This is a genomic window from Fontibacillus phaseoli, assembly GCF_003337355.1.
In the GTDB taxonomy this organism is placed as follows: Bacteria; Bacillota; Bacilli; order Paenibacillales; family Paenibacillaceae; genus Fontibacillus; species Fontibacillus phaseoli.
Genome location: NZ_QPJW01000014.1, coordinates 49,499 through 73,503, shown reverse-complemented (window position 1 = coordinate 73,503; position 24,005 = coordinate 49,499). Strand labels below are relative to the sequence as shown.

Genomic DNA, 24,005 nt, shown 5'->3' with positions numbered 1-24,005 from the left:
CATGACTAAGGATAGTAGAAATGGATCTGAGCCAATAAAAAAAGCCAACTTTAGATAAGTCAGCTTAATCAAATATAATATGTAGCAAAACAATAGATCCGTATTATATTATTCTTCTGAATCAAATGATTGATTCTCTTTTTTCTTCCCACATTGAACGCATTCCACAGTACAGTTTCTTTGATAATTAAGCTTCTCTAATGCGGTTAACCCAGAAGGATAAGCATAGATATTCTTAACTAAGAGCACTCCGCCACATTCACAAAGAAACATTCTACCACTCCTTAATTCTATTGTTTAATTTTGTTATTGGATGTACCCCTTGCGCCTTCTATCCAAAAGTGACCTACTTTAATCCTTCTCCATGAAAACGACAAGGGATACTATAATAATCGGAGCAACGTTTATAACCATCCAAATCACCTCTGACGTTGGTCTTATGGCATTCATGATGTTGGAAATGTTAGAAGATAATAAACCAGCAATAAATATGCCAATAAACCATCCTTTACTTCCCAAGTACGTAGAAACCGATTGGAGTAGGAGTGGTACTGCCCCACAGCCACAAAATTGGTATTTCAATATCTTAAGCATATTACTGTATAACTGTTTTGTCTACTAAGCGTCTCAAAACAATAAAAATCCTCGTTCTTTTCCAGTGAAGATACACAGAAATATTCTTCAATCTGACTTACTACTTTCCAAATATCTCTTATGCCTCTTTTATCAATTTCTTATACTTTCAAGGATTACTAAAGTCAGAATAGCCAATCTTATAATCCAACTAATAACTTTTAGATAAGCAATTCACCTACCTCAAAGTCTATTTTTTGGAGGAAAAAAAAGTTTTAGGGTCGAATCAAGTATAAAAGGAGAGTGAACTATTGGATAAAGAACGCTCGATTCCATTCGAATATCTGTTCAAAACCTTATTTCACAATGAAATATCACAAATGATGAATGACCTCCATAAACCTCCTCAGCTAACACAAAAAAATTATTTGACCATAACTGAGGTTTCCACGATGTCGGGGATTGGAACTTACACCTTACGGCAACTAACATTCGCTAGAGCAATGCCTCATCGTAAAGTTAAATCTCGCATTATTTTCGATAAAATCGAAATAATGGATACAATCGATAATTTTAAAAATCGGGGATGGCACGACCCTGATAAAGATTGGGATGTTTCAAGAGTGCAATCACAAATTGAAAGTTTCCACAAACAAAAGGAGGAACCTCCGTTGATTGAAGATATCTTTAGAAGCTTAATCAAAGAGGAATTAGCTACTTTTTCAGAGGATATTTTGAATTATACAAAAAAAGATAGAGAAAGCTACTATGGAAGAACAGTACTCACCATAAAAGAAGCATCTAAACATTTTAGAACTAGCCCAGCAACAATTTATAGTTTGATAAAAGATGAAGGAATGCCCCACTTTAAAATTCAAAGCAGATTTTACATTGTACTAGAGGAGGCAGAAGCATACCTATGGAGAGAAACTGCAAAATCATATGCGCTACAAGGCAACATTTATTGGCAACGAATACTTCAGCGGCTTGATTGGGAGGAGTCAGAAAGAAAATCAGCATACGAACGAGCATTAAAGAGATTAGAAGATAAGTATTAATTCAAAGAGAACTTACAAGCGTCCTTTAAATGATAAAAAGCTGTACGAGTGCTTCTTTGCGCAGTATAACCATAATTTTAATCTTTACTTCTCCATTTATAGCTAACTATCTGTACCTTATACAAGTCGTTATACTTATGCGTTTAATTATGGATTTGACAATACCACAGGCAAACATGATACAAGATTTGAACTTGAACCATTTGGTATTTGAACACTTCGAAGACACATGAAAACCTAGCTTTCATGCTTACTGGATTTTCATAATGGAGACGAGGGGAGTAGAACTCCCCTTCCATTGTCATAAACTTTGATTAAAGAACTTATTAAATAGATCTAAATCCAGAGTAAGCTCTATCTTCTGCTTTACCACTATTTGTGATACGGTTCCCCCCTATTAATCTTCACCGCCCGATAAATCTGCTCCACTAGCACCAACCGCATGAGCTGATGGGGCAGCGTCATGCGCCCAAAAGACAGCCGCTGCTGCGCGCGGCTGATCACGGCATCGGCGAGCCCGTGGCTCCCGCCGATCACAAACACGACATGGCTCGTCCCATACGTGCCGAGCCTGTCCAAACAACCGGCGAGCTCCTCCGAGCTCCACAGCTCGCCGCCCACTTCCAGAGCGATGACATGCGCATCGCTCTTCACCAAACCCAGAATGCGCTCGCCCTCTCGCGCCTTCACCTGCAATACCTCCGCCTCACTCATCGTCTCCGGCGCCTTCTCGTCGGGAACCTCGAGAACTTGGAACTTCACATACGGGCCCAGCCGCTTCGCATACTCGGCAATGCCCTGCACCAAAAACTTCTCCTTCAACTTGCCGACCGCAATAATTTGAATAAACATTACCGAGACCTCCATTAATTTTTGATCTACAAGGCCTACTATGACAGGTCCCCTTTTGCCTAAAGCCACAATCAGCAGACGTCTCTCAGACTATTTGTTCCCCGACAAGCAACGCCGAGCCAACTCAATGACTCTAACGGACATACAAGACCTTATTCGCCGAATAATGGCTATTATAAAATTTAACGGACACAGCAGACCTTATTGGCCCTATAAACGGGACACAAGCCTCTATTTTGCCTAAATAACGTCTCCTATGTCCGTTACAATCAGAAAAGTGAAATTTCACGCCTAATAACGGCGCTGGTGTCCGTTAAAAACTCTAAACCCCAGTTGAATCGAGCTTCAACGCCTGGAATAAGCAACGCTCTCCATACCAACTACCATGTATCCTGTGGAGGCCGACGCATTGTCCCACCATCCCCCGCTACCAAGCAAAAAGGCAGCTTTCTCCCGCTCCCGCGCAACTTGAGAAAACCGCCTTCCAGATACTCTTTTATCCGAGCTCCTCAACCTGGCCGCCAAAACAGCCCGGACCCCACCCAAATCTGACAGCTACACGATCAAAAATCTCGCCTCATGATCGCATTGCTCGCATTTCACCGGCGGTTCCCAGTCGATGAACTTCGTGTGTTCCAAATCGACGACGTCCGGGGCATCCTCAAACTCGTCCACGAACATGTCGATCGCCAGTTCCACGTGGTCTTTACAAACTACATACATAATTCAAAGCATCCTTTCTCTACCGCTCCCGCGGCGCGCTCTTAACAGGTTGTCCCTTATCTGTTCTACCATACTCCGCCCCAAAAAGGAACCGCACAGATCACTTATAACCAAACAATCTGCCCCTCCTCGCCATTCCTTACCATTGTACCCGCTATCGCTTACCGCCCCAATCAACCTTCCAAGCTACCGTTCGCCTACCCTTCACCCGGTTGCCCAGCTCTCTCCGGCTCGACCGCCTCCGTCAGCGCCCGCTCCAGTTCATCGGCATGACGTGCCTTCTCCTCCGCCGACCACCCGAAATAGCCCGCCATATAAGCAATCACCGGCTCCTTCCACCTGCGCGCCCATGCGATATCAAACAGCAACCAACCCGTTCTTCGGATAAAAAAGTCCCCCGGCGTCACCACCATCTCCTCATCCAGAGCGTACTTCAGCGGAACCGCCACCTCTAGCGGCAGCGCATCAGACCCGGCCACAGGCCGTGCCTCCCCTTTCACAAAAGACTCTACTCCGGCTTCAGCTTTCACTTCCGCCTCCTCTGTCACCAAACCACTCCGACCCGCTTCTTCCTGCTCTGAATTATCGGAACCGCTTCGCCCTTCTGCCTCCCGCTCCACCTTCACCGCACCACTTCCCAGCCCCCTCGCCGTCCGCAGCATCTCTCCGGCGATTGCCATCAACTGGCCCGCGTTCGACCCGTACTTGTCTGCCCATGCCGCGCCCAGCTCCCGGGGAACGCCCAGCCCTTCGGCTTCCAGGCTCTTGCTCCGAACATAGCCGGACAAATCGTCTTCTCCCCCCACCTGCCCACCAGAAACGGGCAGATGCTTCGTAGTACAGGCATGGAAGCGCAGGCCGTGCTCCCGCCCTAACTGGGCGGCCACCCGGTCGACGACCGTCTCGGCCATCTTGCGATAGCCCGTCAGCTTGCCGCCTGCCATCGTGATCAGGCCGGATTCCGACTGCCAGATCTCATCCCGGCGCGAAATCTCGGACGGCGATTTCCCTTCCTCATAGATCAAAGGCCGAACGCCCGCCCAGCTCGACTCCACGTCCTCCGCCGTGATCCGGAGCCCCGGGAACATCCCGTTGATCGCGTCGATCACATACTGGCGATCCGCCGCATTCATGCGCGGATGGGCGATGTCCCCCCGGTACACCGTGTCCGTCGTACCGACGTAGGTCTTGCCCTCCCGCGGAATAGCAAAAATCATCCGCCCGTCCGGCGTATCAAAATACACCGCCTGCCGCAAAGGAAACCGCCCCTGGTCGATCACCAGGTGCACGCCCTTGGTCAGTTGCAGCATTTTGCCCTGCTTGGACCCGTCCAGTTCGCGCAGCGCATCCACCCACGGTCCGGCGGCATTGACGACCTTCCGAGCCCGCAGCTCGTAAGTCCCGCCGCCGATCCGGTCTCGCACCGCTGCACCGGCCACCCGGCCGTCCTCGTAGCGGAACTCGGCCGCCTTCGCGTAATTGGCCGCCAGCGCCCCTTGGGCCACGGCGGCCTTCAACACCTCAATCGTGAGCCGCGCGTCGTCCGTGCGGTACTCGACATAGTAGCCGCCGCCGAGCAGCCCCTCGCGGCGCAGCAGCGGCTCCTTCGCCAGCGCGGCTTCCGCCGACAGCATCGACCGCCGCTCGCCCCGTTTCACCCCGGCGAGCAGGTCATACACCCGCAGGCCCAGCGCCGTGCTGAGCCTGCCAAACGTGCCGCCCTTGTAGATCGGCAGCAGCATCCATTCCGGTGTCGTCACATGCGGACCGTTCTCGTACACGATCGCACGCTCACGTCCGACCTCCGCCACCACCCCAATCTCGAGCTGCTTCAAGTATCGCAGCCCGCCATGCACCAGCTTCGTCGACCGGCTCGACGTCCCGGCGGCGAAGTCCTGCATCTCCACCAGCCCGGCCCGCATGCCCCGCGCCGCCGCATCCAACAAAATCCCGGCGCCCGTAATTCCCCCGCCGATCACCAGCACATCCAGCGGCGCCTGTGCCATCTGTTGTAGCATGCTCGCCCTGCCCTTGCCCGAAAACGGAGAATTCATTTCGCCCAACCTCCTTTGCTGGAGAAGTACATAGTGCCATATATTCCTCATTTCACCGATAGGCGCTTACTATGCAATATATACATAGGGTTCGAGTAATGTCCTGCCTGCACCTAAGTAACAATACTCCGCCGCGCCACGGAGCCCAAACGCACACCTCAATTTAGTTAAGCCCCGCACAAACAACTATCTACTCCAACGCCAACTTCCGCGGTCTATGTAACTCCTTCTTTCTTAATGTAACTTTGCGTTTGTGCTTCTTTCGAGCCACCCTTCCTCTACTTACCCCGGTACGCAGAAAAATAACTGGATTCCCTCCAGTTATTTCACCCATTTACCTGCCTTTCTCAAGATTAGATGGAAAACCTCCATCTAATTTCCGGATCTTTGACCAAATCAGCCGTAGAGCACAAAATTAACTGGAGTTATTCCAGTTAAATGTTTCTAAAGCTCTATTTAGGCTGAATTAGCTGTAGGTTTTCCAGTTAATCTGACGACCGAGCCGAGCTGAGCTGCCCAGCCGTCAGCCACCCGCAAAAAAGGACCCCACCACACCTCAGACGCTAGGTTCTACGGCTGCTCATGTAATGGGATCCCTGTTTTGATCTTCTATTTCTACCGTTTCTACTGTTTTCAGCTACAATCTCGGTTTATTTGCCTTCGGCCCCTTCGGACTCGACGTCGAGTTCCGCTTCGGACGGCTTGTCGGAGAGCTTCACGGTTACGTTTTGCGGCTTGCCGTTCCGATAGAAGGTAACCTCCAGGTCTTCGCCGATCTTTTTGTTCTCGTACAGATATCTCCGCAGCTCCAGCGTCGATTCGATGGGCTGTTTGTCGAGCTGGGTAATGACGTCGTTCAGCTTCAGGCCTGCATCCTTCGCGGGGCCATGCGCTTCAAGCACGATCACGCCCTCGGTGACATGGCTCGGCAAATTCAGATCCTTCTGCTGCTCATCACTCATAGCAGCATACGGATTATTCAAGTCAAACGAGTATACGCCGAGATACGGGCGAACGACTTTGCCGTACAGCATCAGATCGTCTACCGTCTTCATGACCTCATTGACCGGTATCGCGAATCCGAGTCCTTCGACTCCGGTATCGGCGATCTTCATCGTATTGATGCCGATCAACCTTCCGTTCAGATCGGCCAGTGCCCCGCCGCTGTTGCCTTCATTAATGGCCGCGTCCGTCTGGATGACTTCCTGCTCCCAGTCATAAACACCGTCCTGACTCAGTGAAATCGGAATCAGCCGGCTCGTATAACTGACGATGCCGGATGTCAGCGTTCCGCCCAAGCCGAGCGGATTGCCGACCGCAATCACCGTCTCGCCGGGGCGAAGCTTCTTGGAATCGCCGAGGTCGATGACGGTGTTAATCCCCCTGTCATCCACTTCGAGTACCGCGATGTCGTTAATGGAGTCCTGACCGACGACCTTGGCTTTGCGCGAATCTCCGTAGCTCGTCACTACTTCCAAATTGTCGGCACCGGCAATGACATGGGTATTGGTGATGATGTAAGCCTTGCCTTTGTCTTTCTTGTAAATTACGCCTGAGCCCAGCGCTGCCTGTTCCGGGTCTTCGCCGGACAGTTCGCTGTGGTTCAGGATGCTCACCACGGCCGGGGCTACCTTGGCCGCAGCCGTACTGATCCGGTCGAACGAATCGCCTCCCATACCCGCCGAGGAACTGCCGTTCGCACCGGCTTGATTGGAGGCTGAGGGAAGTCCGGTGATCAGGTTGAACAACAGTACGGCGACCACCGCACTCAGGATGGAAGAAACCAGGGAAATCTGCAGCGTGGACCATCCGGTCCTCCGTTTGTTTCCCTGCCAGCGCTGGTTGCCGTCCGGACTTCTGCGAAGCTGCCGTCTCGACACCTTGGTGGAGTAAAAATCATCATCAAACAATCCCATCCCGTTTCTCTCCCTCCATGGACTACCCGGGTCCTGATGCCCAATTTATCTATAAATCTTTATTACCCAAGAGTCGCTGCACATTTCACTTTATGCCGTGACGGCACAGCCATATTCCCGTTCAACTCTTTACTATCTTAACGCAATAAAATGGCTGGATGTTGCCTATCCGGGAAAGAATTTTTCCTCTGTTTTTCGTTCATCAGGAATGTTTATGCCAATGTCGGACTACACTAATAACAAAGCGCTAGATTGATAGATTTATTTTACCATATCCGGGGGGTTCTGGTGCATTTTCCGCGAAGGGAAATTTCGGGAACTCGGACCGGCGTGCGCCGACCCTGGTTTTAATCCAAAGGAGGTCCAAACCGTTATGAATTCCCACTTTTCCTCGCCGATGAATGAGATCCATGTCCTTGCTAAACTGGCCGATATGAAAGAAGAGCACTACCATCAGCTGGTAACGCTCAGTGCGATCATGGAACTATTGGTTGAAAAGGGCATTTTAACCCGCAAGGAAATCGAACAAAAAGCGGCCGAACTTGACCGGTTTATAGCTCCGCCACAATATCCCACGGTGTAGGACGGTCGAAGTACGTATCCCGCAGCTTGAATTCGCTGTCTTTATAAAAGCAGCCGCGATCCTCCATGGAGCCGCGCACGGACATACGGGCCAGGTCCAGCATGTTATGCTCACGGCTCAAGTGCGCGAGATACGTCCGCTTGATCCGGCCGTTCATCAACTCGCTCAGCAATTCACCCGTCGCTTCGTTGGACAAGTGGCCCATGTCGCCGAGAATGCGCCGCTTGATATTCCAGGGGTAGCGTCCCATGCGCAGCATCTCGATATCATGGTTTGCTTCCAGTACCAGCACATCGGAATCGGCAATCGCCGCCTTCACCTTGTCGCTGGCGTAGCCCAGATCGGTGCAGACACTCAGCTTTTCCTTACCGTCATAGAAACAGTAGCCTACCGGTTCGGCAGCATCATGCGAAATCGCAAACGACTCCACCCGTATCGATCCGAAGTCCTGCGAATCCCCCGTCCCCAGTACACAGCGGTTTTCGTCCGGAATTTGGCCAATCGATTTTTCCATGGCGCTCCATGTCTTCTCGTTGGCATACACCGGAAGATTATATTTTCTCGCGACCGCTCCAAGGCCCTTGATGTGATCGGAATGTTCATGCGTCACCAGAATGCCGCTTAAATCCTGACCCGACACTTCACGCTCCATAAACAGCTCATCGATCCGGCGGCAACTGAAGCCCGCGTCAATCAACAGCGTCGTTTCTCCGTTATCCACCACCGTCGCATTCCCCGTCGACCCGCTCGACAACACTGTAAATCTTAATCCCATGATTCCCATTACTCCTTTGTTTTCTCTGTGTTCGGACTGATGACGTCCCCGCTGATGCCTTGCACGTAGTACTCTTTCCCGCTCTCCAAAATAAATCTCCATGCCGGAGCCGCCGGCAAATGCGCGTCCGAATTGAACACTTCGCCATAATAGCCCAGCTCGATTTCCGTCACGACAGAGCCTTCCGGCAGGAAGTTTTCGATCAGATTCCCGAGCGCTTTGGAAGCGGACAAGACCCGCTGCCGCTTCTCACCCTCCAGCCCGCCGATTTCGATCACTTGATCGCGGTAAGAGATGATCTTCTGGTTGCTGTAATACAGCTTCAGTTCAATCTTGAACAACGGCCATTTCCCGTCTACCAGCGGATGGAGCACGAATTCCCCGGCCCGGCTCCGGCTAGCTGCCTCATCGTATCTGTAATTGCCGATATCCGGGAGGCTGGTCTTCATCGCGCTCGCCAACTCCTTCGGCGTATAGATCAGCCTGCTGTCCACCGGCGTCTGCAGATCGACCATATCCTCGCTCTGCCCGCCATTCACAAAGCGGTACGATATCTTCGGGAGTTCCGGCGTTTCGGTCGGGATTTTGGCCAATACCTTGATCCTCTTGTCATCCATCGACTTCTGAATGCTGCTCTCCAATGAGGTAAAGTCCGGATTGGAATCGGCCTGTTCCTGCAAATCGTTCCACAACTGATACCCCAGCACCAGATTCAGCAGCAAGAAAGCGTAAATCAACACATTTTTCGCCCGGCCCCAATCCATTCTTTCACCTCCAAATTTGATCTCACTGCTATTGCCCGATGATTTCAGTGCATCTAGTAAAGCACGCGGGTAGCTCCGTTTTTGAACTCGGCTGTCCACATCGGCTTCAGCAGTAACCCGTCTTCCGACAGCGACGGCAGATAAGCCGGATACAGATTGACGATCTCCGCTTCATTCTCCAGCCGTGCGATCTGATTTCGCAGTTCTTCCCCGCCTGGCAGCTCGACCATTTTTTTATTCCAGAACCCTTCGGTAGAATAGATCAGTGAGCGTTCATACCCCGTGATCGTGCCCTGCCGCATTTCCAAGGTAATCTCGCCGTAATGGAACGAGGACATATCGATAATCGGAAAAGCGCCGAATTGCCCTTCCCCGTAATACTGCTGGAACACTACCGTATGCTGCTCGCTTCCGGTGTCCTCGGTTTGCTTCAGTCGGTATTGGCCGTTCCAGCCCCCGTGCTGATTTACAAAATCAACGGCGGACAGCACATTCTTTCCGGGATTGTTCTCGCCTGCCGCCGGAGCGGCCGGATCGGTGTAATTGATCCAATTCCGGTTCTGCTTTACCTGCAAGCTCCGTTTGCTGTCCGTGTAAATCTCGGAGCCGTCTTTTTCGCGGATATAGCGCGTAATGCTCGGATCGAAGAATAAGCTGCTCTGCATCTGATCCGTGGAAAAGAGCCCGATATTCTGTCCCGTCTCCACCATATGAATCGGCTTCTCCGGAATGTAGTACCCGTTCACCAGCGTATAAGGCACCCAATCTTTACCGAAATCCACCTGCTGCCGCACATCTTGTACCGTTAAATCGGCTTTCGTCGCTTCATACACGACATCCCCTTGGGAGCTAAAAAAGAACACCCGCACCTGATCCTCATTTTCGGAGTTATAAATCAGCACCCGGCTGATACTTTCCCCTTCAAACAGCGGATCTGGAGCGATCTGCATCACTTTCTGCAGCAACGCAACCGGCATTCCATCGCCGAATTGCAGTTCAATTCCGGCATAACGGCCGCGGATGTCGGTCCAGTTCAGATTCTCCACCGCATAACGCTGGAATCCGTCGAACTGCCGCCCCTTCAGCCGAGAGTAAATCAAGTTATAGAAAGCGGAGTCCGGATAAAATACCGTGTGGCGGTTTTCTCCCAAATGCACGGCGATCTGCGACGGAAACAGCATATCTTCCGCTTCGGCTTCCTGACCCATATTTTCCGTCTTGATATAATCGCTTTCCGTTTTGACCACCGGGTCGTTTCCCGGCAGCCGATAGATAAGAAAATAGCTCTGCACCAGGCTGCACACGACCAGCAGGGCAAGCATCAGCGATTTTAATCTTTCCTTCATCGCCGGTCGCCTCCTTGTTCATGCCGCGGCAACGTAAAGGTCACCTTGGTGCCTTTGCCCAGCTCCGATTGCAGCGAGATCGTCCCGCCGTGCGCTTTAACAATTTCCCGGGCAATGGACAGGCCGAGTCCCGTCCCGCCCATATTTCGCGAACGGGCCTTGTCCACCCGATAAAAACGTTCAAAAATCCGGTCCAGGTCTTTCTTCGGAATCCCGATCCCGTTATCCTGCACGGAAATGGCGAGCGCCCCGTCGTCCGCTGTTCTGGCCTCGATGCCAATGGTACCGCCTTCCGGCGTATATTTCATCGCATTGGAGATCAAATTGTCCAGCACTTGGTCGATCTGGTCCCTGTCCAACCAGGCTGAACCTACGCTATTCCCGATAAAAAGAGACGGCTTGATGTCTTTTTCCTGCATTTGAAAAGAAAACCGGTCGGTCACCTCTTCCAGCATCTCCATCACGGAGACCGGTTGCTTGCGCAGCAACGCTTCCTTCGAGTCCAGCCGCGAAAGATGCAGCAGATCGGTCACAAGGCGGATCATCCGCTCGGTCTGATTCTGGATGACGGAGGCGAATTTCGGACCCAGTTCCGGGTCCTCCATGGCGCCGTCCTCCAGCGCTTCCGTGTAGCTCTTGATCGTCGTCAGCGGCGTGCGCAGTTCGTGCGACACGTTAGCCACGAACTCCCGCCGCGACGCTTCCAACTGCTCCTGCTCCGTGACGTCCTGAAGCACGGCGATCGTTCCCACGATACCGATCTCCCGCCGATGAATCGGTGTAAACGTCACGCGGATGAGGAACGTGTCCCCCTCCGGCGTCTCAATTTCCAGGATCGTGGAATGCATCGTTCCCTGCCGGAAAATCTCGCGTTCCTCCGGCGACAGATGCAATAGCGAGATCATGTCCCTGCTTCCCGTCAGTTCCTCTTCGATGCGCAGCATCTCGCCCGCCCGGCGATTCATTAGAATGATCTTCCCGCTCTCGTCGGTCGCGATGACCCCGTCGCTCATGTTCGTGAGGATCGAGGCCAGCTTCTCCTTCTCCTCTTCGTTCTGGGCCAGCGCGTCGCGAAGACGGCTCGTCATATAGTTAAAAGCTTTGCTGAGTTGCCCGATCTCATCGTTCCCGAGCACCGGCATCTTCTGGTGGAATTCCCCTTCAGCCACCGCCGTAGCCCGCCGGGTCAACTCCTTGATCGGCGAAGTGATCGTGTGCGCCAGAATTACGCCCAGTACCGCCGTCAAGCCGAGCGCCAGCAATATCCCCGAAATAAAAATATTATTAATCCGCTCCATCGTATCGTACAGCTCGTTCATCGAGGCCGCGATATAGATCGCGCCGACGATTTTCCCGTCGTTGACCACCGGCTTGGCTACGACCTTTTTGCGGATATTATCTTCGTCGATAATATATTCCTCATTGTCCCGGATCCCCTGCAAAGCCCGGTTAACCACAGTCTGCGTATTCTTCGTGCCGACGTAATCGGCATGCGACGGCTTGGACGTCGTCAGCACCTTGCCGCCGGCATCCAGCACCTGAATTTCCGCGCCGTTGATGTTGAACAAATTGTTCACCAGCACGCGCAAATTTTCCAGCGATTCCTCCGCCGAATCCCCGGTCACCCCCAGGTTCTGTGCTGCCAGCACGGAAAGAAGTTCCGCCCGTTCCTGCAATTCCTTCGTGAAATTGCTCGTCAGCGACGTCTTCATCGCGCTCACGAAATAGACCCCGATCAACTGCATCGCGATCAAGATCAGCAACACATAAATGATGATCAGCTTTGCCTGGATGGTGCGGAAAAAGGAGGGCAGCTTCATGGCTAGAACCCACCCGCCTTGGAGCTTCGCATCATATAACCGAGACCGCGCCGGGTCAAAATATATTCCGGCTTGCTCGGGTCCTTCTCGATTTTTTCCCGCAACCGGCGGATGGTCACATCGACCGTACGCACGTCGCCGAAGTATTCGAATCCCCATACCGCTTGCAGCAGATGTTCACGGGTCATCACTTTCCCGGCGTTTCTCACCAGATAGTGGACCAGCTCAAATTCCCGGTGAGTCAGGTCGAGCGGCTCGCCGTTCTTGTATACCGTATAAGTATCCGTATCGATAAACAGCTCAAACAGGCTGATCCCCTGCCGCTCCTCCGGTCCCTCCAGCGCCACGGGCTTCTGCTGCCGCCGCATCTGGGCCTTCACCCGGGCCAACAGTTCCCGCGTGCTGAACGGCTTGGTGACATAATCATCCGCGCCAAGTTCGAGACCCAGCACCTTGTCGATCTCTCCGTCCTTGGCCGTCAGCATGATGATCGGGGTTTGCAGCTTGGCCCGCACCTCTCTGCATACGTCCATGCCGTCCTTGCCGGGCAGCATCAGGTCGAGCAGAATCAAGTCGGGTTGCTCCGAATAAGCGAGTTCCACCGCTTCGATTCCATCGAAGGCGAGAATGACCTCGTAGCCCTCTTTTTCCAGATTAAACTTCAAAATATCCGCGATGGGCCGTTCATCGTCAACGACCAGAATTTTCCCTTGCATGCTATCTATTCACCCCAAACTTTCAGGCTTGGTCGATCTTACTCTATTCTACCATATCGGGAGCCGCATCATCCATCGGCTTCCAGGAAGCGGCACCCGCCGAAATGTATTGAAACCCTCTCCCTCCTACTGTTAATCTAGGGATAGAATAAATTTGAAGATTTTGGTGCCTACATGGAGAGGGGAAACTTTGGCAAATGACAAGCATTTTGGTAGTGGATGACGATGCGGACATTCGGAAACTGATTTGTCTGTATTTAACCAGGGAGGGCTTGGATTCCAGGCAGGCCGCCGATGGCCGGGAAGCACTGGAACTGATGGCGCAAACACCGGCCGATCTCGTGGTTCTCGATATTATGATGCCGGTGATGGACGGCTGGGAACTCTGTGAGGAGCTGCGGAAGCTGTATCCGGATACGCCCCTGCTGATGGTGACGGCCAAGGGGGAGACCGGGCAAAAGGTCAAGGCCTTTAACCTCGGCACCGATGATTACCTGGTCAAACCGTTCGATCCGATCGAATTGGTCATCCGCATTAAAGCGTTGCTCAAGCGGTACCGGATTTCGGCCTCGCAGAGCATTCAATTGGGACAACTTTGGCTGAACCGCCAAACTTATAAGGTTATCCGGGACTCGCAGGAACTGACCCTGCCTCCCAAGGAATTTGAGCTGCTGTTCAAGCTGGGCAGTTACCCCGGGCAGATTTTTACGCGCGAGCAATTGATCCTGCAAATCTGGGGTTCGGATTACAGTGGGGACGATCGGACCGTCGATGTCCATATCAAGCGGTTAAGGGAGCGGTTCGCCTATGACGACCCCCCGTCGTTCCGGATCGAAACGATTTACGGGCTGGGGTACCGGATCGAGGTTTTCAAATGATCAAGTCGCTGTATATCCGCATCGTCCTGATGTTCTTATCCGCGATCATCGTCAGCCTGCTTACGTCGGCCATAATTACCGGCTATGTTTACGAGAAATCGGTAAACAAGCAGACCGAAACGTATTTGATTCGCCTGGGGGAAAGCCTCGTCCGGATTTTTGAACGGACGGGATTCGATAAACGCTCGCTCGTTATGGATGATATCAAAGAACTGGTGCACTCCATCAGCTTCGAAATTTACAATGAAAAATTCAACCGCGAAACTTACGGCTACCAGGCGGGGGCGGAGTCTTTTGTCAGCAAGGCCCTGGTCGAGCGCGTGCTGCGGGGAGAAACCGTACGCGGAGAAATCGAGGACAATTTCATGTATGTCGGATTTCACTTTGAGCATCAAGGGGAAGTGTATGCCATGTTCATTCAGCCGGGTTCGTCCGACCAGATCGGCTACCCGGTCAACAACATGCTCCTGACGATGATCGGGATCGTGCTGATCGGCGGAAGCCTGTTCTTTACCGTAGAAGCCACTTTTCTGATCCTGCCGCTGCGTAAAATGACGGAAGCGACCAAGCGGATGGCCCGGGGGGATTTCAGCACCGACCTCAAGGTCCGGCGTAAGGACGAGCTCGGCGTACTGGTCAAAAACTTTGACGAAATGCGCCAGCAACTGCAGCAGATGGAGCAAATGCGGCAAGACTTCGTTTCCAACGTGTCGCATGAAATCCAGTCACCGCTAACCTCTATCCGCGGATTTGCCAAGGCACTCAAAGACGAAACCCTGGAACCCAAGGATCGGGAGCGGTCTCTGGACATCATCATCGCGGAGAGCGAACGGATGTCCCGTATGGGCGACAACCTGCTCAAGCTCGCGTCGCTGGAGTCCGAGCATCATCCTTTTCAGCCCGAAGCTTTCCGGCTGGATGAGCAGATCCGGCAAATCGTCATCGGCTTTGAGCCGCAATGGTCGGCCAAATCCATCGACATCGACCTCCATCTGCCGGCCGTAGTCATCAAGGGTGACAGCGACGGGCTGAATCAGGTATGGATCAACCTGCTCGGCAACAGTCTGAAGTTCACCCCCGAGGGCGGGAATATCTCCATTCTTCTCCGCCAGGAGGTTCATAAAGTTGTCGTGACCTTCAAGGACAGCGGCATCGGCATTCCCGCGGAGGATCAGCCGCATATTTTCGAAAGATTTTATAAAGCCGATCCCTCCCGCAACCGAAGTCAAAACGGCAACGGTCTGGGGCTCGCCATCGTCAAAAAAATGATCGACCTGCACCGCGGCCGCATCCATGTTCACAGCCAGCCGGGCCAAGGAACCACGATCGTGGTCACCCTTCCCTATTACAGTTTAAATTCATCCAAAGAAATATGAAAGCAGACTGCAAAACCATGCATTATTTCATGAAAATAAATCCAATTCACATTCAGTTCACAATCATCCGATAATCTTCTTTTAGATAGGAGGATTGCCATGAACAAACTCACCAGCTTCTCCATGAAAAATGTGGGGGCCCTCATCATTATGATCGCAATGCTGTTTGGAGGGGGCATGTATGCGGCAGGTAATCTAAAGACCGAAATCATGCCCGACATTTCCATTCCCCTCGTGTTCATATCGACACAGTATCCCGGATCTCCCGCCGATGTCATGGAACAGGTGACGAAGCCCCTGGAGAAAAAAATCGCCAATGTGGAGGGCGTTACCTCGCTCCAGTCCACATCCAGCGACAACTTTTCAACCATTATCGTGAATTTGACCGAGAAATCGGATCCGGAGAAGAAAAAACTGGATATCGAAAGCTTGTTGCAGGAAGTGGAGTTGCCTAGTTCGGCGAGCACACCGAAAGTTGCGACCTTCGGCTATTCTTCGATTCCGGCGTATTACTTTGCCATTTACGCGGAAAACGGCATGAGCCAAACTGAGCTTGACCATTGGTTCGCGAATGAAATCAAACCCGGACTGCAGTCGATTCCAGGCTACGACCATATGGATGAAATCGGCTCGCGCAAAACGACGCTCAGCATCCGGCTGGATGCCGACAAGCTGAACGCGTACGGGCTGACGCCGCCGCTGGTATCCAATAATCTGCGCCAGAATATCAGCTCCATCCCGGCGGGAGCCGTCGAGCTCGACGGCAATCAGTTAATGGCCCGGATCAAAAGCGAAACGGACAGCGTCTACGCTCTGGAGAACATGGAGCTGACCACGCCGCAAGGCATCAACGTACGTCTAAAGCAACTGGGAACGATCCAGTCGGTGTCGGAATCGGGTTATGTAGCCCGCCTGGACGACAAGCCGGCGATCGGGATCCAGCTGTATAAAGCATCCGATGCCAACGCGGTCGATTTCGCCAATAGAACCGAACAACTAATGAAGGAATGGCAGGCACAAAATTCCGACATTCAATTCAAGACCATCTACGATACGTCCGATGAAGTAAGCAAGTCGATTAACGGCATGCTCAAGGAAGGCTTAACCGGTGCCCTGCTAGCGGCGCTGATGATTTTGCTGTTCCTGCGCAACATACGGATGACGCTCATCGTTTTGATTTCAATTCCACTCTCAATTCTGATCACGCTGCTCGTCATGAACTATCTGAACATTTCCCTGAACATTTTGACGCTTGGCGGGATGTTTATCGCGATCGGCCGCGTGGTGGACGACAGTATCGTCGTCATCGAAAATATCTACACCCATTTGCAAAAAGCGCAAGAGCGCGGCGAGTCCGTCATCAAAAAAGCCACGATGGAGGTCAGTGCCGCTATTACGTCCTCTACGTTGACTACCGTCGGTGTATTCGCTCCGCTCGGCATGGTCAGCGGGATGGCCGGTCAATTGTTCCGCCCGTTTGCCATCACGCTGGCTACAGCGATGCTCGCCTCGCTGCTCGTCGCTTTGACGGTCATACCGATGCTGGCGAAGCTGCTCGTGCGCGGGGATAAAATCAAGCATCACGAAGAAGGCAGGGAAGGCCGCCTGGTGAATTTTTACCGGCGTTCTTTGGAACTGACGCTGCGCCACCGCATCAAAACCTTGCTTTTGGCCTTCGTTCTTTTCATTGTATCCGTCATCGGCACGGTTCCTTTCCTGTCGGTAACGCTGATTCCTGAAGGCGAAGCGCCGCGGGAGTTTTATTACGTCATCAAAATGCCGTATGAAACCTCTCTCGAAACGATGGATGCCAAGGTAAAGGACATGGAGGATATTCTGAAGAATGCCAAGGATCCCGCAGGGAACCGAACGTTCACCTTTATCGAATCTCTGGTAGGTTTTGATGAGGGTTCCACCGAGCCATTGCCTTATAAAGCGCAGATTTTTACGGAGGTTAACGAAGACAGCGACGTCAAACAGGTGAGGGATACATACAAGGAACTTCTTCTGGCGGAACTCCCTCCCGGTTCCGAGTTGGATGTCCGTACCATGGAGGGCGGTTCGACCGGAACTGCGGACTTCCAGTATGCTGTGAAAGGTGAGGACTTACTCAAACTGACCGAAGCTTCGGCCCTCCTCAAAGAGAAGCTCAAGGAGTTCCCGGAGCTGCGCGAGGTGAAGGATTCACTGAGCGATGCCAAGAAAGAGCTGCAGATCGAAGTCGATCAGAGCAAAGCCCAACAGTACGGACTTAGCGTCTCCGCCACTCAGCAAACGGTCGCCAGTTGGCTGATGAAGGAAGAGATCGGCGATTTGAAGCTGGACAATACGACGTATACTACCACGTTGGAATTGGATAAAACCGATATGAACAGCTTGTCCAAACTCGGGAATATTCCGTTCCAGACGGCAAGCGGTTCGGTCGTCTATTTAAAAGAGATCGCCGAGCTGAACATCATCAACGCGGCTTCCGGCATTCAGCGCGAGGATCAGGAGCAGGTCATTACGATCACTGCCAAAATCGACAGCCAAAACAAGGGCGGCATTAGCGCCCAGGTCGGACTCGCCCTCGACGAAGTCGAGCTTCCAGACGGCGTGAACCGCGAAATCGGCGGCGTCAGCGAAGAAATCGGGAAAAGCTTCTCGCAGTTGTTTGTCGCCATGGCTGCCGCAGTCTTTATCGTATATCTGATCATGGTCGTCTCCTTCGGCAACACCAGCGCACCGTTCGCAATCTTGTTCTCGCTGCCGCTAGCGGTCATCGGGGGACTGATTGGCCTGTTCGTGACAGGAGAATCGCTAAGTATCACCTCCCTTATCGGCTTCATGATGCTGATCGGGATCGTCGTAACCAACGCGATTCTGCTGATCGATCGAACGCAACAGCTGCGCCAGGAAGGCTACACCGTCCGCCATGCGCTGATTGAGGCGGGGATGATCCGCCTGCGTCCGATCATTATGACTGCGGTCGTAACGGCGATCGCCATGCTGCCGCTCGCGCTTGGACTCACCGACGGAGGCACGATTATTTCCAAAGGGATGGCCGTGGTCGTCATCGGCGGCTTGGTCACCTCTACGATTTTGACCCTCGTGGTCGTACCTATCGTTTATGAATTGATCGAATCGTTCAAAAACCGGATGAGCGGACTGTTCCGCCACCGGGAAGGCAAACCGGCCAAGGGCAACAAGAAAGGAGTTGTAATCGATGAATAGCAGAACATGGCATAAACTTATGCTGGGCAGTGCAATGCTGGCCATGGTCGCTATAACGGCGGCCGGCTGTACCAAAGCGGAGGAACAGAAACCGCTCGTCCAAACCAATGTGACGCAGAAACCATCCGTGAAAGTGGATACGGCGGATTTGCGGACGATCGGCGATCCGCAGGAGGTCGTGGCTGAAATCGTCGCCTCGGATCAGCGGGAAGTCGTCGCGAAAGCTAGCGGAGATGTGAAAAGGGTGTTGAAGCAGCGCGGGGACCAAGTTAAAAAAGGAGAGCTCCTGTTTGAACTGGATACCACCGATGTTCTTCTTCAAAAACAGAAAGCCGAAATCTCGCTGCGGACGGCACAGCAAAGCTTAAAGAGCGGGCTGTTCAACAATCCGGACGATCCGGATGCGTTACAGCCATTGAAGGATCAAATCCAGCTCGCTCAAATCGGCATTCAGGAAGCGAATCGGATGCTGGAGAACTATAAAGTGGAAGCCCCGATCAGCGGAATTCTGACCGATTTCTCCGTCAAGAGCGGCATGACAATCTCTCCTGGAAACGTTGGAGTGATCCAGCAGATCAATCCGGTGAAGATCAAAGCGAACATCACGGAAGAATACGCGGAGCTGGTTAAAGGCAAAATGGAACTGTCCTTCTACTCCGCCAGCCAGCCTGATACGCTGCAAAAGGCCAAAATCGTTTATTTTGCCGACATTATGGATACCCAGCAAAGAACGTATGCTTTAGAATTGCAGACGGATAATGCGAAGCTGGTTTGGAAGCCGGGGGCCAAGGTTCAGCTCCGGATCACCGAAGAAGCCGAGCAAAAAGTGCTCACCATTCCAACCACAGCGATTATTCGGGAAGAAAGCGGCACCTTCGTTTATGTGAACGCCGCCGGCAAGGCCGAGAAGCGCCAGGTTGAGCTGGGCCGGTTGAACGGAATGTATCAGGAGGTTACGCAAGGACTCAAGCAGGGCGAACAGATCATCGTCTCTGGGCAGCATCAGCTCAAGGACAAGCAAGAAATCGATACGGTTCCCGCAAAATAACAAGCATGCTAAAAAGACTTGGCTCATCGCCAAGTCTTTTTTATTGTTTTTATAGGTATGAGTTTATTACAAGTATTTCATCGGATTTTGTATACTGCCGTCCTTGTGGATCTCGAAGTGCAGATGCGTCCCGGTGGAGCGTCCCGTATTGCCCATAATCCCGATCTCCGAGCCCTTCTGGACAACCTGCCCCTCTTCTACGCTGATCTTGCTCAAATGCCCGTACAAGGTCTCATAACCGTTCTTATGGTCGATGATAATGCAGTTGCCGTACCCGGACTTGGTGCCCGTAAACGTAACGACACCCTCATCCGCGGCGAGAATGCTCCGGTCGGAAGAAACGAGGTCGATGCCTTTATGCGTTCTGCCCCACCGCTCGCCGTAGCTGCTGCTTAAGGTTGCGCCCGAGACCGGCCAGGCAAACTCCCCGCTCCCTTCGCCTACCACCTTCGTGCCGCGTACCACGATCTTGGGCTTGGATTCCGTGATAACCTCCTGCCCGAGCCACTCCTCGGCGATGACCTCGCCGTTCTCTTTCGTGAGCCGGTAATTCATCGTCTTCAAGCCGCTGGCGCCCAGTGAAATGACTTTGGTCTGCCCAGCCTTTAGATCTTCGCTTTTCCGAACGATGACCTGCGGCTCAATCTCGATTTGTTCGGAAAACTTCTCCACCGTTTTCACCGTCAATGACGGCTTCACCGTGTTGATTTTCAGCTCGGTTCCGATCTGAAGCGTAAGCTCTTTGATTCCCGGATTGTTGCCGAACAGCTCCTTCTGGGTAACGCCGAAACGGGCAGCTATGGAGGAAATCGTATCTCCTTCCCGAACCGCATACGTCACCCTGGCTTCGTCGCCTGCCAATATGCGGGCAACCGCTTTATTTACGTCCATCACCTTATTCGGATCCGTTTCGACGGAAGCCGTGGACACGTCCTCTTCGATACCGACCGATTCCAGGATCACACCGCCTGTTCCGCTGCTGCCGGTGGCTGCCGCTTGCCGGGCCCCGCCGGTCTTCTTCACCTTGGAAGCCAGCCGGGTCGTGGCCATGACCGCCTTGTCCTCCGAAGCGTACTTGCCCTTGATCTTCTCAAGCACCGCATCCGCCGTCGCCCGATCCTTGACGATCCCGATAGTCTTGCCGTCAACCTTCAACTCCACGCCCTTAGCGTAACCCGTAAGCATACCATCCAGCGTTTCCAACGTTTTCTCGCTTTGAATCTCCGCCTTATACGCTTTGTCCGGTACCGTCGTGATCCCTTCGGTATGTACCGCCATCTCTACTTGCGGGTATTTTTCGTTATATTCCTGCTCCTTTTGTTCAAAAAGAGCCTGCAATTGTTCCTCGTCAGCGATCGTGCCAATTTCTTTGCCTGCGACGTAAACCCGATAATAGGACACCGTGTTGGCCTCCACATACTGCTGTCCCGCCAAATAGATCCCGCCCGCAACCAGCAAGGCTGCAATCGCGCTTGCCGCGATGATGCGCGGCTTCGAGCGCCGGCCGGTATTGCTTTCCGCCGGTGTTGTATCTTGTTCGGACATCTCCAGATTGTTTTCCGGGCGGCCGTGATTCATCTGCGCCGGGTCTTGGCCCTTGCGCCACAGCTGCCAACGTATCCCCCTGAAACCTCTCATGCTGATCTCCATCTCCCATTCGACTCAATACGCCAAAAAAAAGTTTCAAAATTTTAACCATTTGCCGCTATTGTTTACTTTAACATAGTCCATCAATGGATTTCAACCAACGCAAAAAACGCTCAAACCCCTTTTCTGTCAAGGGATTCGGGCGTTTTATCAACATTATCGGTATAAGGTATATATTTACAATCCTGTGAATGGCACCGCTTTATTATGAAGTTGTTAGGGGTTATTTTTCAGCCATTCAGGATCTGCATCATTTTGGTATACTCCGCTTTGTCCAAATATTTGGAAATAATTTGTTCGATTTCGATCATCTCCGCTTCCGTAAGCCCCCCTTCCATCGCCTCCGTCATCTTCTGCATCTCCTCTTGCGGCAGCTTCGCCATCAGCATAGCGAACACTTCCTCCTTTTCCTTGTTTGAAAGTCCGTCTTTCTTGGCCACCATTTCATCCGGAGTCACTATAATCTGCTCATCCTGCCCGAGCGCATCCTGACTGCCGCCCGCTGATCCCGAGCCCCCGGAAATGCCTCCCATAACCGATAGAGCGTCTTCCGGAGGAGCCTCCCCGTCCGTACTGCCTCCAGAACCGCCGGTACCGCCACTTTTATCGGTCTTACTGCTGTCCGTAGCCGATCCCGTGCCGCCTGTACTATTATTACCGGCATTGCTATTAATTCCGTTGGCAACTCCCAATTCCCCGCTCGTATTTTCCCCTTTGCTATCCGATCCGCCGAGCCCGCCTAGGCTTCCGGTTTCATCGCTCTCCTTTCCCGTATCCGTAAACCGGGTATCCTTGTCTTTTCCATCCGCTTCCTTACTATTCTTGTCCTTCTCCTTGCTTCCCCCGATCCCCAACATGCCCTTCATCATCCCGCCTAAAGTAGGGGCTTCACCCGCCAGCGGCAGATTGTAACTGCCCAGCAGCGATTGTATATACGTATTCACCACGTAACCCGTGGTCATAACCGTCAACATACAAACGGTAACTACCGTTATAGCCAGCTTTGCTAGTCTCACTAACCATCGCATTTTACATCCTCCTTCTGCCTGCCGGTCAGACCGGCATACCTGCTCTCCTAAATTCCAGTATGGACGACAGAAGCGGAAAGTAATCTTTTGAAATAGAAATAGGTTCGTAAAAATAGTAGACTGGGTCGACCTGCGAAACATCTGGTTCCCGCCACAGCTATAATTCATAAAAAAAGCCGTTACAGAGCAAATTACCAGCTCTGAACGGCTTTCATTTTCTAATCTTACTCGTAAATCGGCAGCACTTGATTCGTTTGGCTTCGGTTGCGGCCAACGGAGAAAATCGCGATCGGAATACCCGTCAGCTCGGACACGCGCTTCACATAGTTGCGGGTCGTTTCCGGCAGATCCTCCAGTGTCTTCGCGGCGCTGATATCTTCGGACCAGCCCGGAAGCTCCTCGTACATCGCTTCGCACTCGGCGAGCATTTTCAGGCTGGCCGGATAATGCGTAATTACTTCGCCCTTGTACTTGTAGCCGGTGCAAATTTTAACCGTCTCCAGTCCGGTCAATACGTCCAGCGAGTTCAGCGAAAGGCCGGTCAGTCCGCTAACGCGACGAGCATGGCGCACCACAACGCTGTCGAACCAGCCGACGCGGCGCGGACGTCCGGTTACCGTGCCGTATTCATGGCCGGTTTCACGGATGAAATCGCCGATCTCATCCTTCAGTTCGGTCGGGAAAGGTCCGTCGCCGACGCGGGTCGTGTAGGACTTCGCCACCCCGATCACCTGATCGATCTTCGACGGTCCGACGCCGGACCCGATGCAGACGCCGCCGGCCGAAGGGTTGGAGGACGTCACGAACGGATACGTCCCTTGGTCGATGTCCAGCATAACGCCTTGAGCGCCTTCGAACAGCACCTTTTCCTTCGCATCGATCGCATCGTTAAGCACAACCGAAGTATCCGTTACGTAAGGGCGAAGAACTTCCGCATATTCCAGATATTGCTTCAGAATCTCTTCCACATCCAGCGGTTCCGAACCGTACACTTGCTGGATCACGTGATTTTTCTCGTTCATCAAATGGCGAAGCTTCAGCTCGAACTCCTCCGCATCCATCAAATCCGCAATCCGGATGCCGCTGCGTGCCGCTTTATCCATATAAGCCGGGCCGATCCCTTTACGGGTCGTTCCGATTTTGTTCGGCCCTTTACGGTCTTCTTCCAGCGCGTCGAGCACCATATGGTAAGGCATAATGACATGAGCGCGGTCGCTGATGACCAGGTTTTTCGTATTGAAGCCATTTTCGTGAATATAGTTAATCTCTTCAATCAGCGCGGCCGGATTCACGACCATGCCGTTGCCGATTACGCATTTCTTATCCGAATAAAACACGCCCGACGGGATCAGGCTGAGTTTGTACTTCTTGCCATCGATGAGGATGGTGTGACCGGCATTGTTGCCACCTTGATAACGGGCCACCACATCTGCGCTCTCCGCCAGATAATCCGTGATTTTACCTTTACCTTCGTCTCCCCATTGGGTTCCTACAACGACTACCGTTGACATGTACATTCCCCCGCCCGGTGCCCTCGCACCTGTATTTGAACAATTTCATGACTGAAAACCCGAATGTCGCACCGGATCAGCATGTATTAACCTCCGACTTTGCTTCAGGCCTTCTTAAAAAAAC

At 52.4% G+C, this 24,005-nt stretch carries 18 protein-coding genes; 6 read left to right on the top strand and 12 right to left on the bottom strand.

Translation table 11 applies throughout. From position 1 onward, the window contains the following. Window positions 1-884 precede the first annotated feature (884 nt). Complete coding sequence (locus DFP94_RS22040) at window positions 885-1,631, top strand: helix-turn-helix domain-containing protein (protein ID WP_114498639.1); 747 nt, start codon at window positions 885-887, stop codon at window positions 1,629-1,631. Between the two features lie 372 nt (window positions 1,632-2,003). Here DFP94_RS22040 and rlmH read toward each other — a convergent pair whose 3' ends face one another. The 4 genes from rlmH to DFP94_RS22020 all read right to left on the bottom strand — a co-directional run bounded on the left by rlmH (window position 2,004) and on the right by DFP94_RS22020 (window position 7,176). Then, window positions 2,004-2,483: a 23S rRNA (pseudouridine(1915)-N(3))-methyltransferase RlmH gene (rlmH, locus tag DFP94_RS22035; protein ID WP_114498638.1), complete on the bottom strand. Its 480-nt coding sequence runs from the start codon at window positions 2,481-2,483 to the stop codon at window positions 2,004-2,006. A 555-nt stretch (window positions 2,484-3,038) separates the two neighbouring features. Beyond that, window positions 3,039-3,206, bottom strand: coding sequence for a CxxH/CxxC protein (locus DFP94_RS22030; protein WP_114498637.1), 168 nt, complete (start codon window positions 3,204-3,206; stop codon window positions 3,039-3,041). A 197-nt stretch (window positions 3,207-3,403) separates the two neighbouring features. Further along, a complete protein-coding gene (locus tag DFP94_RS26345) occupies window positions 3,404-5,260 on the bottom strand; it encodes a glycerol-3-phosphate dehydrogenase/oxidase (protein ID WP_114498636.1) in 1,857 nt (618 codons plus the stop codon). 650 nt (window positions 5,261-5,910) lie between these two features. Further along, the gene (locus DFP94_RS22020) at window positions 5,911-7,176 is read right to left on the bottom strand and encodes a S1C family serine protease (RefSeq protein WP_114498635.1); all 1,266 of its coding nucleotides are present in this window, start codon (window positions 7,174-7,176) and stop codon (window positions 5,911-5,913) included. A 373-nt stretch (window positions 7,177-7,549) separates the two neighbouring features. On the opposite strand from DFP94_RS22020, the gene DFP94_RS22015 reads away from it, so the two are divergent. Continuing rightward, window positions 7,550-7,759 carry a hypothetical protein gene (locus DFP94_RS22015; protein WP_114498634.1) on the top strand — a complete coding sequence of 70 codons (210 nt, stop codon included), beginning with the start codon at window positions 7,550-7,552 and terminating at the stop codon, window positions 7,757-7,759. On the opposite strand, the gene DFP94_RS22010 is transcribed toward DFP94_RS22015, so the two are convergent. From DFP94_RS22010 to yycF, 5 genes are read right to left on the bottom strand one after another with little or no spacing between them, the layout of a single operon-like run. Next, the gene (locus DFP94_RS22010) at window positions 7,728-8,534 is read right to left on the bottom strand and encodes an MBL fold metallo-hydrolase (protein WP_114498633.1); all 807 of its coding nucleotides are present in this window, start codon (window positions 8,532-8,534) and stop codon (window positions 7,728-7,730) included. The two genes, DFP94_RS22015 and DFP94_RS22010, sit on opposite strands and share 32 nt — an antisense overlap. Before the next feature lie 8 nt (window positions 8,535-8,542). Next, on the bottom strand, window positions 8,543-9,298 hold the full coding sequence (gene yycI, locus DFP94_RS22005; protein ID WP_114498632.1) for a two-component system regulatory protein YycI: 756 nt from the start codon (window positions 9,296-9,298) through the stop codon (window positions 8,543-8,545). 53 nt (window positions 9,299-9,351) lie between these two features. Further along, the gene (locus DFP94_RS22000) at window positions 9,352-10,644 is read right to left on the bottom strand and encodes a YycH family regulatory protein (RefSeq protein ID WP_114498631.1); all 1,293 of its coding nucleotides are present in this window, start codon (window positions 10,642-10,644) and stop codon (window positions 9,352-9,354) included. After that, the gene (gene walK / locus DFP94_RS21995) at window positions 10,641-12,464 is read right to left on the bottom strand and encodes a cell wall metabolism sensor histidine kinase WalK (RefSeq protein ID WP_114498630.1); all 1,824 of its coding nucleotides are present in this window, start codon (window positions 12,462-12,464) and stop codon (window positions 10,641-10,643) included. The genes DFP94_RS22000 and walK overlap by 4 nt, the downstream gene beginning before the upstream one ends. A 2-nt stretch (window positions 12,465-12,466) precedes the next feature. Then, window positions 12,467-13,180, bottom strand: a complete 714-nt coding sequence (gene yycF, locus DFP94_RS21990; protein WP_114498629.1) for a response regulator YycF — start codon at window positions 13,178-13,180, stop codon at window positions 12,467-12,469. A 197-nt stretch (window positions 13,181-13,377) separates the two neighbouring features. Here yycF and DFP94_RS21985 point away from each other — a divergent pair, with 197 nt between their 5' ends. The 4 genes from DFP94_RS21985 to DFP94_RS21970 all read left to right on the top strand — a co-directional run bounded on the left by DFP94_RS21985 (window position 13,378) and on the right by DFP94_RS21970 (window position 19,695). Beyond that, window positions 13,378-14,058: a response regulator transcription factor gene (locus tag DFP94_RS21985; RefSeq protein WP_114498628.1), complete on the top strand. Its 681-nt coding sequence runs from the start codon at window positions 13,378-13,380 to the stop codon at window positions 14,056-14,058. Continuing rightward, window positions 14,055-15,434 carry a sensor histidine kinase gene (locus tag DFP94_RS21980; RefSeq protein WP_114498627.1) on the top strand — a complete coding sequence of 460 codons (1,380 nt, stop codon included), beginning with the start codon at window positions 14,055-14,057 and terminating at the stop codon, window positions 15,432-15,434. The genes DFP94_RS21985 and DFP94_RS21980 overlap by 4 nt, the downstream gene beginning before the upstream one ends. A 99-nt stretch (window positions 15,435-15,533) precedes the next feature. After that, a complete protein-coding gene (locus tag DFP94_RS21975) occupies window positions 15,534-18,647 on the top strand; it encodes an efflux RND transporter permease subunit (RefSeq protein WP_114498626.1) in 3,114 nt (1,037 codons plus the stop codon). Next, on the top strand, window positions 18,640-19,695 hold the full coding sequence (locus tag DFP94_RS21970; protein WP_114498625.1) for an efflux RND transporter periplasmic adaptor subunit: 1,056 nt from the start codon (window positions 18,640-18,642) through the stop codon (window positions 19,693-19,695). Before DFP94_RS21975 ends, DFP94_RS21970 begins: the two co-directional genes overlap by 8 nt. Before the next feature lie 66 nt (window positions 19,696-19,761). Here DFP94_RS21970 and DFP94_RS21965 read toward each other — a convergent pair whose 3' ends face one another. The 3 genes from DFP94_RS21965 to DFP94_RS21955 all read right to left on the bottom strand — a co-directional run bounded on the left by DFP94_RS21965 (window position 19,762) and on the right by DFP94_RS21955 (window position 23,881). Beyond that, complete coding sequence (locus DFP94_RS21965; protein WP_114498624.1) at window positions 19,762-21,333, bottom strand: M23 family metallopeptidase; 1,572 nt, start codon at window positions 21,331-21,333, stop codon at window positions 19,762-19,764. Window positions 21,334-21,572: 239 nt separating this feature from the next. Then, entirely contained in the window at window positions 21,573-22,370 is a 798-nt protein-coding gene (locus tag DFP94_RS21960; protein ID WP_114498623.1) for a hypothetical protein, read from the bottom strand. Window positions 22,371-22,594: 224 nt separating this feature from the next. Next, window positions 22,595-23,881, bottom strand: a complete 1,287-nt coding sequence (locus DFP94_RS21955; RefSeq protein ID WP_114498622.1) for an adenylosuccinate synthase — start codon at window positions 23,879-23,881, stop codon at window positions 22,595-22,597. Between the last annotated feature and the right edge of the window lie 124 nt (window positions 23,882-24,005).

What these genes read in the sequence shown, in the direction of transcription:
- walK (WP_114498630.1), bottom strand. Translation starts at nt 12,464, where the DNA reads ATGAAGCTGCCCTCCTTTTTCCGCACCATCCAGGCAAAGCTGATCATC.
- DFP94_RS21955 (WP_114498622.1), bottom strand. Translation starts at nt 23,881, where the DNA reads ATGTCAACGGTAGTCGTTGTAGGAACCCAATGGGGAGACGAAGGTAAA.
- DFP94_RS26345 (WP_114498636.1), bottom strand. Translation starts at nt 5,260, where the DNA reads ATGAATTCTCCGTTTTCGGGCAAGGGCAGGGCGAGCATGCTACAACAG.
- DFP94_RS21960 (WP_114498623.1), bottom strand. Translation starts at nt 22,370, where the DNA reads ATGCGATGGTTAGTGAGACTAGCAAAGCTGGCTATAACGGTAGTTACC.
- DFP94_RS22000 (WP_114498631.1), bottom strand. Translation starts at nt 10,644, where the DNA reads ATGAAGGAAAGATTAAAATCGCTGATGCTTGCCCTGCTGGTCGTGTGC.
- DFP94_RS21965 (WP_114498624.1), bottom strand. Translation starts at nt 21,333, where the DNA reads ATGAGAGGTTTCAGGGGGATACGTTGGCAGCTGTGGCGCAAGGGCCAA.
- DFP94_RS22030 (WP_114498637.1), bottom strand. Translation starts at nt 3,206, where the DNA reads ATGTATGTAGTTTGTAAAGACCACGTGGAACTGGCGATCGACATGTTC.
- rlmH (WP_114498638.1), bottom strand. Translation starts at nt 2,483, where the DNA reads ATGTTTATTCAAATTATTGCGGTCGGCAAGTTGAAGGAGAAGTTTTTG.
- DFP94_RS21970 (WP_114498625.1), top strand. Translation starts at nt 18,640, where the DNA reads ATGAATAGCAGAACATGGCATAAACTTATGCTGGGCAGTGCAATGCTG.
- DFP94_RS21980 (WP_114498627.1), top strand. Translation starts at nt 14,055, where the DNA reads ATGATCAAGTCGCTGTATATCCGCATCGTCCTGATGTTCTTATCCGCG.
- yycI (WP_114498632.1), bottom strand. Translation starts at nt 9,298, where the DNA reads ATGGATTGGGGCCGGGCGAAAAATGTGTTGATTTACGCTTTCTTGCTG.
- DFP94_RS21985 (WP_114498628.1), top strand. Translation starts at nt 13,378, where the DNA reads ATGACAAGCATTTTGGTAGTGGATGACGATGCGGACATTCGGAAACTG.
- DFP94_RS22020 (WP_114498635.1), bottom strand. Translation starts at nt 7,176, where the DNA reads ATGGGATTGTTTGATGATGATTTTTACTCCACCAAGGTGTCGAGACGG.
- yycF (WP_114498629.1), bottom strand. Translation starts at nt 13,180, where the DNA reads ATGCAAGGGAAAATTCTGGTCGTTGACGATGAACGGCCCATCGCGGAT.
- DFP94_RS22010 (WP_114498633.1), bottom strand. Translation starts at nt 8,534, where the DNA reads ATGGGATTAAGATTTACAGTGTTGTCGAGCGGGTCGACGGGGAATGCG.
- DFP94_RS21975 (WP_114498626.1), top strand. Translation starts at nt 15,534, where the DNA reads ATGAACAAACTCACCAGCTTCTCCATGAAAAATGTGGGGGCCCTCATC.
- DFP94_RS22015 (WP_114498634.1), top strand. Translation starts at nt 7,550, where the DNA reads ATGAATTCCCACTTTTCCTCGCCGATGAATGAGATCCATGTCCTTGCT.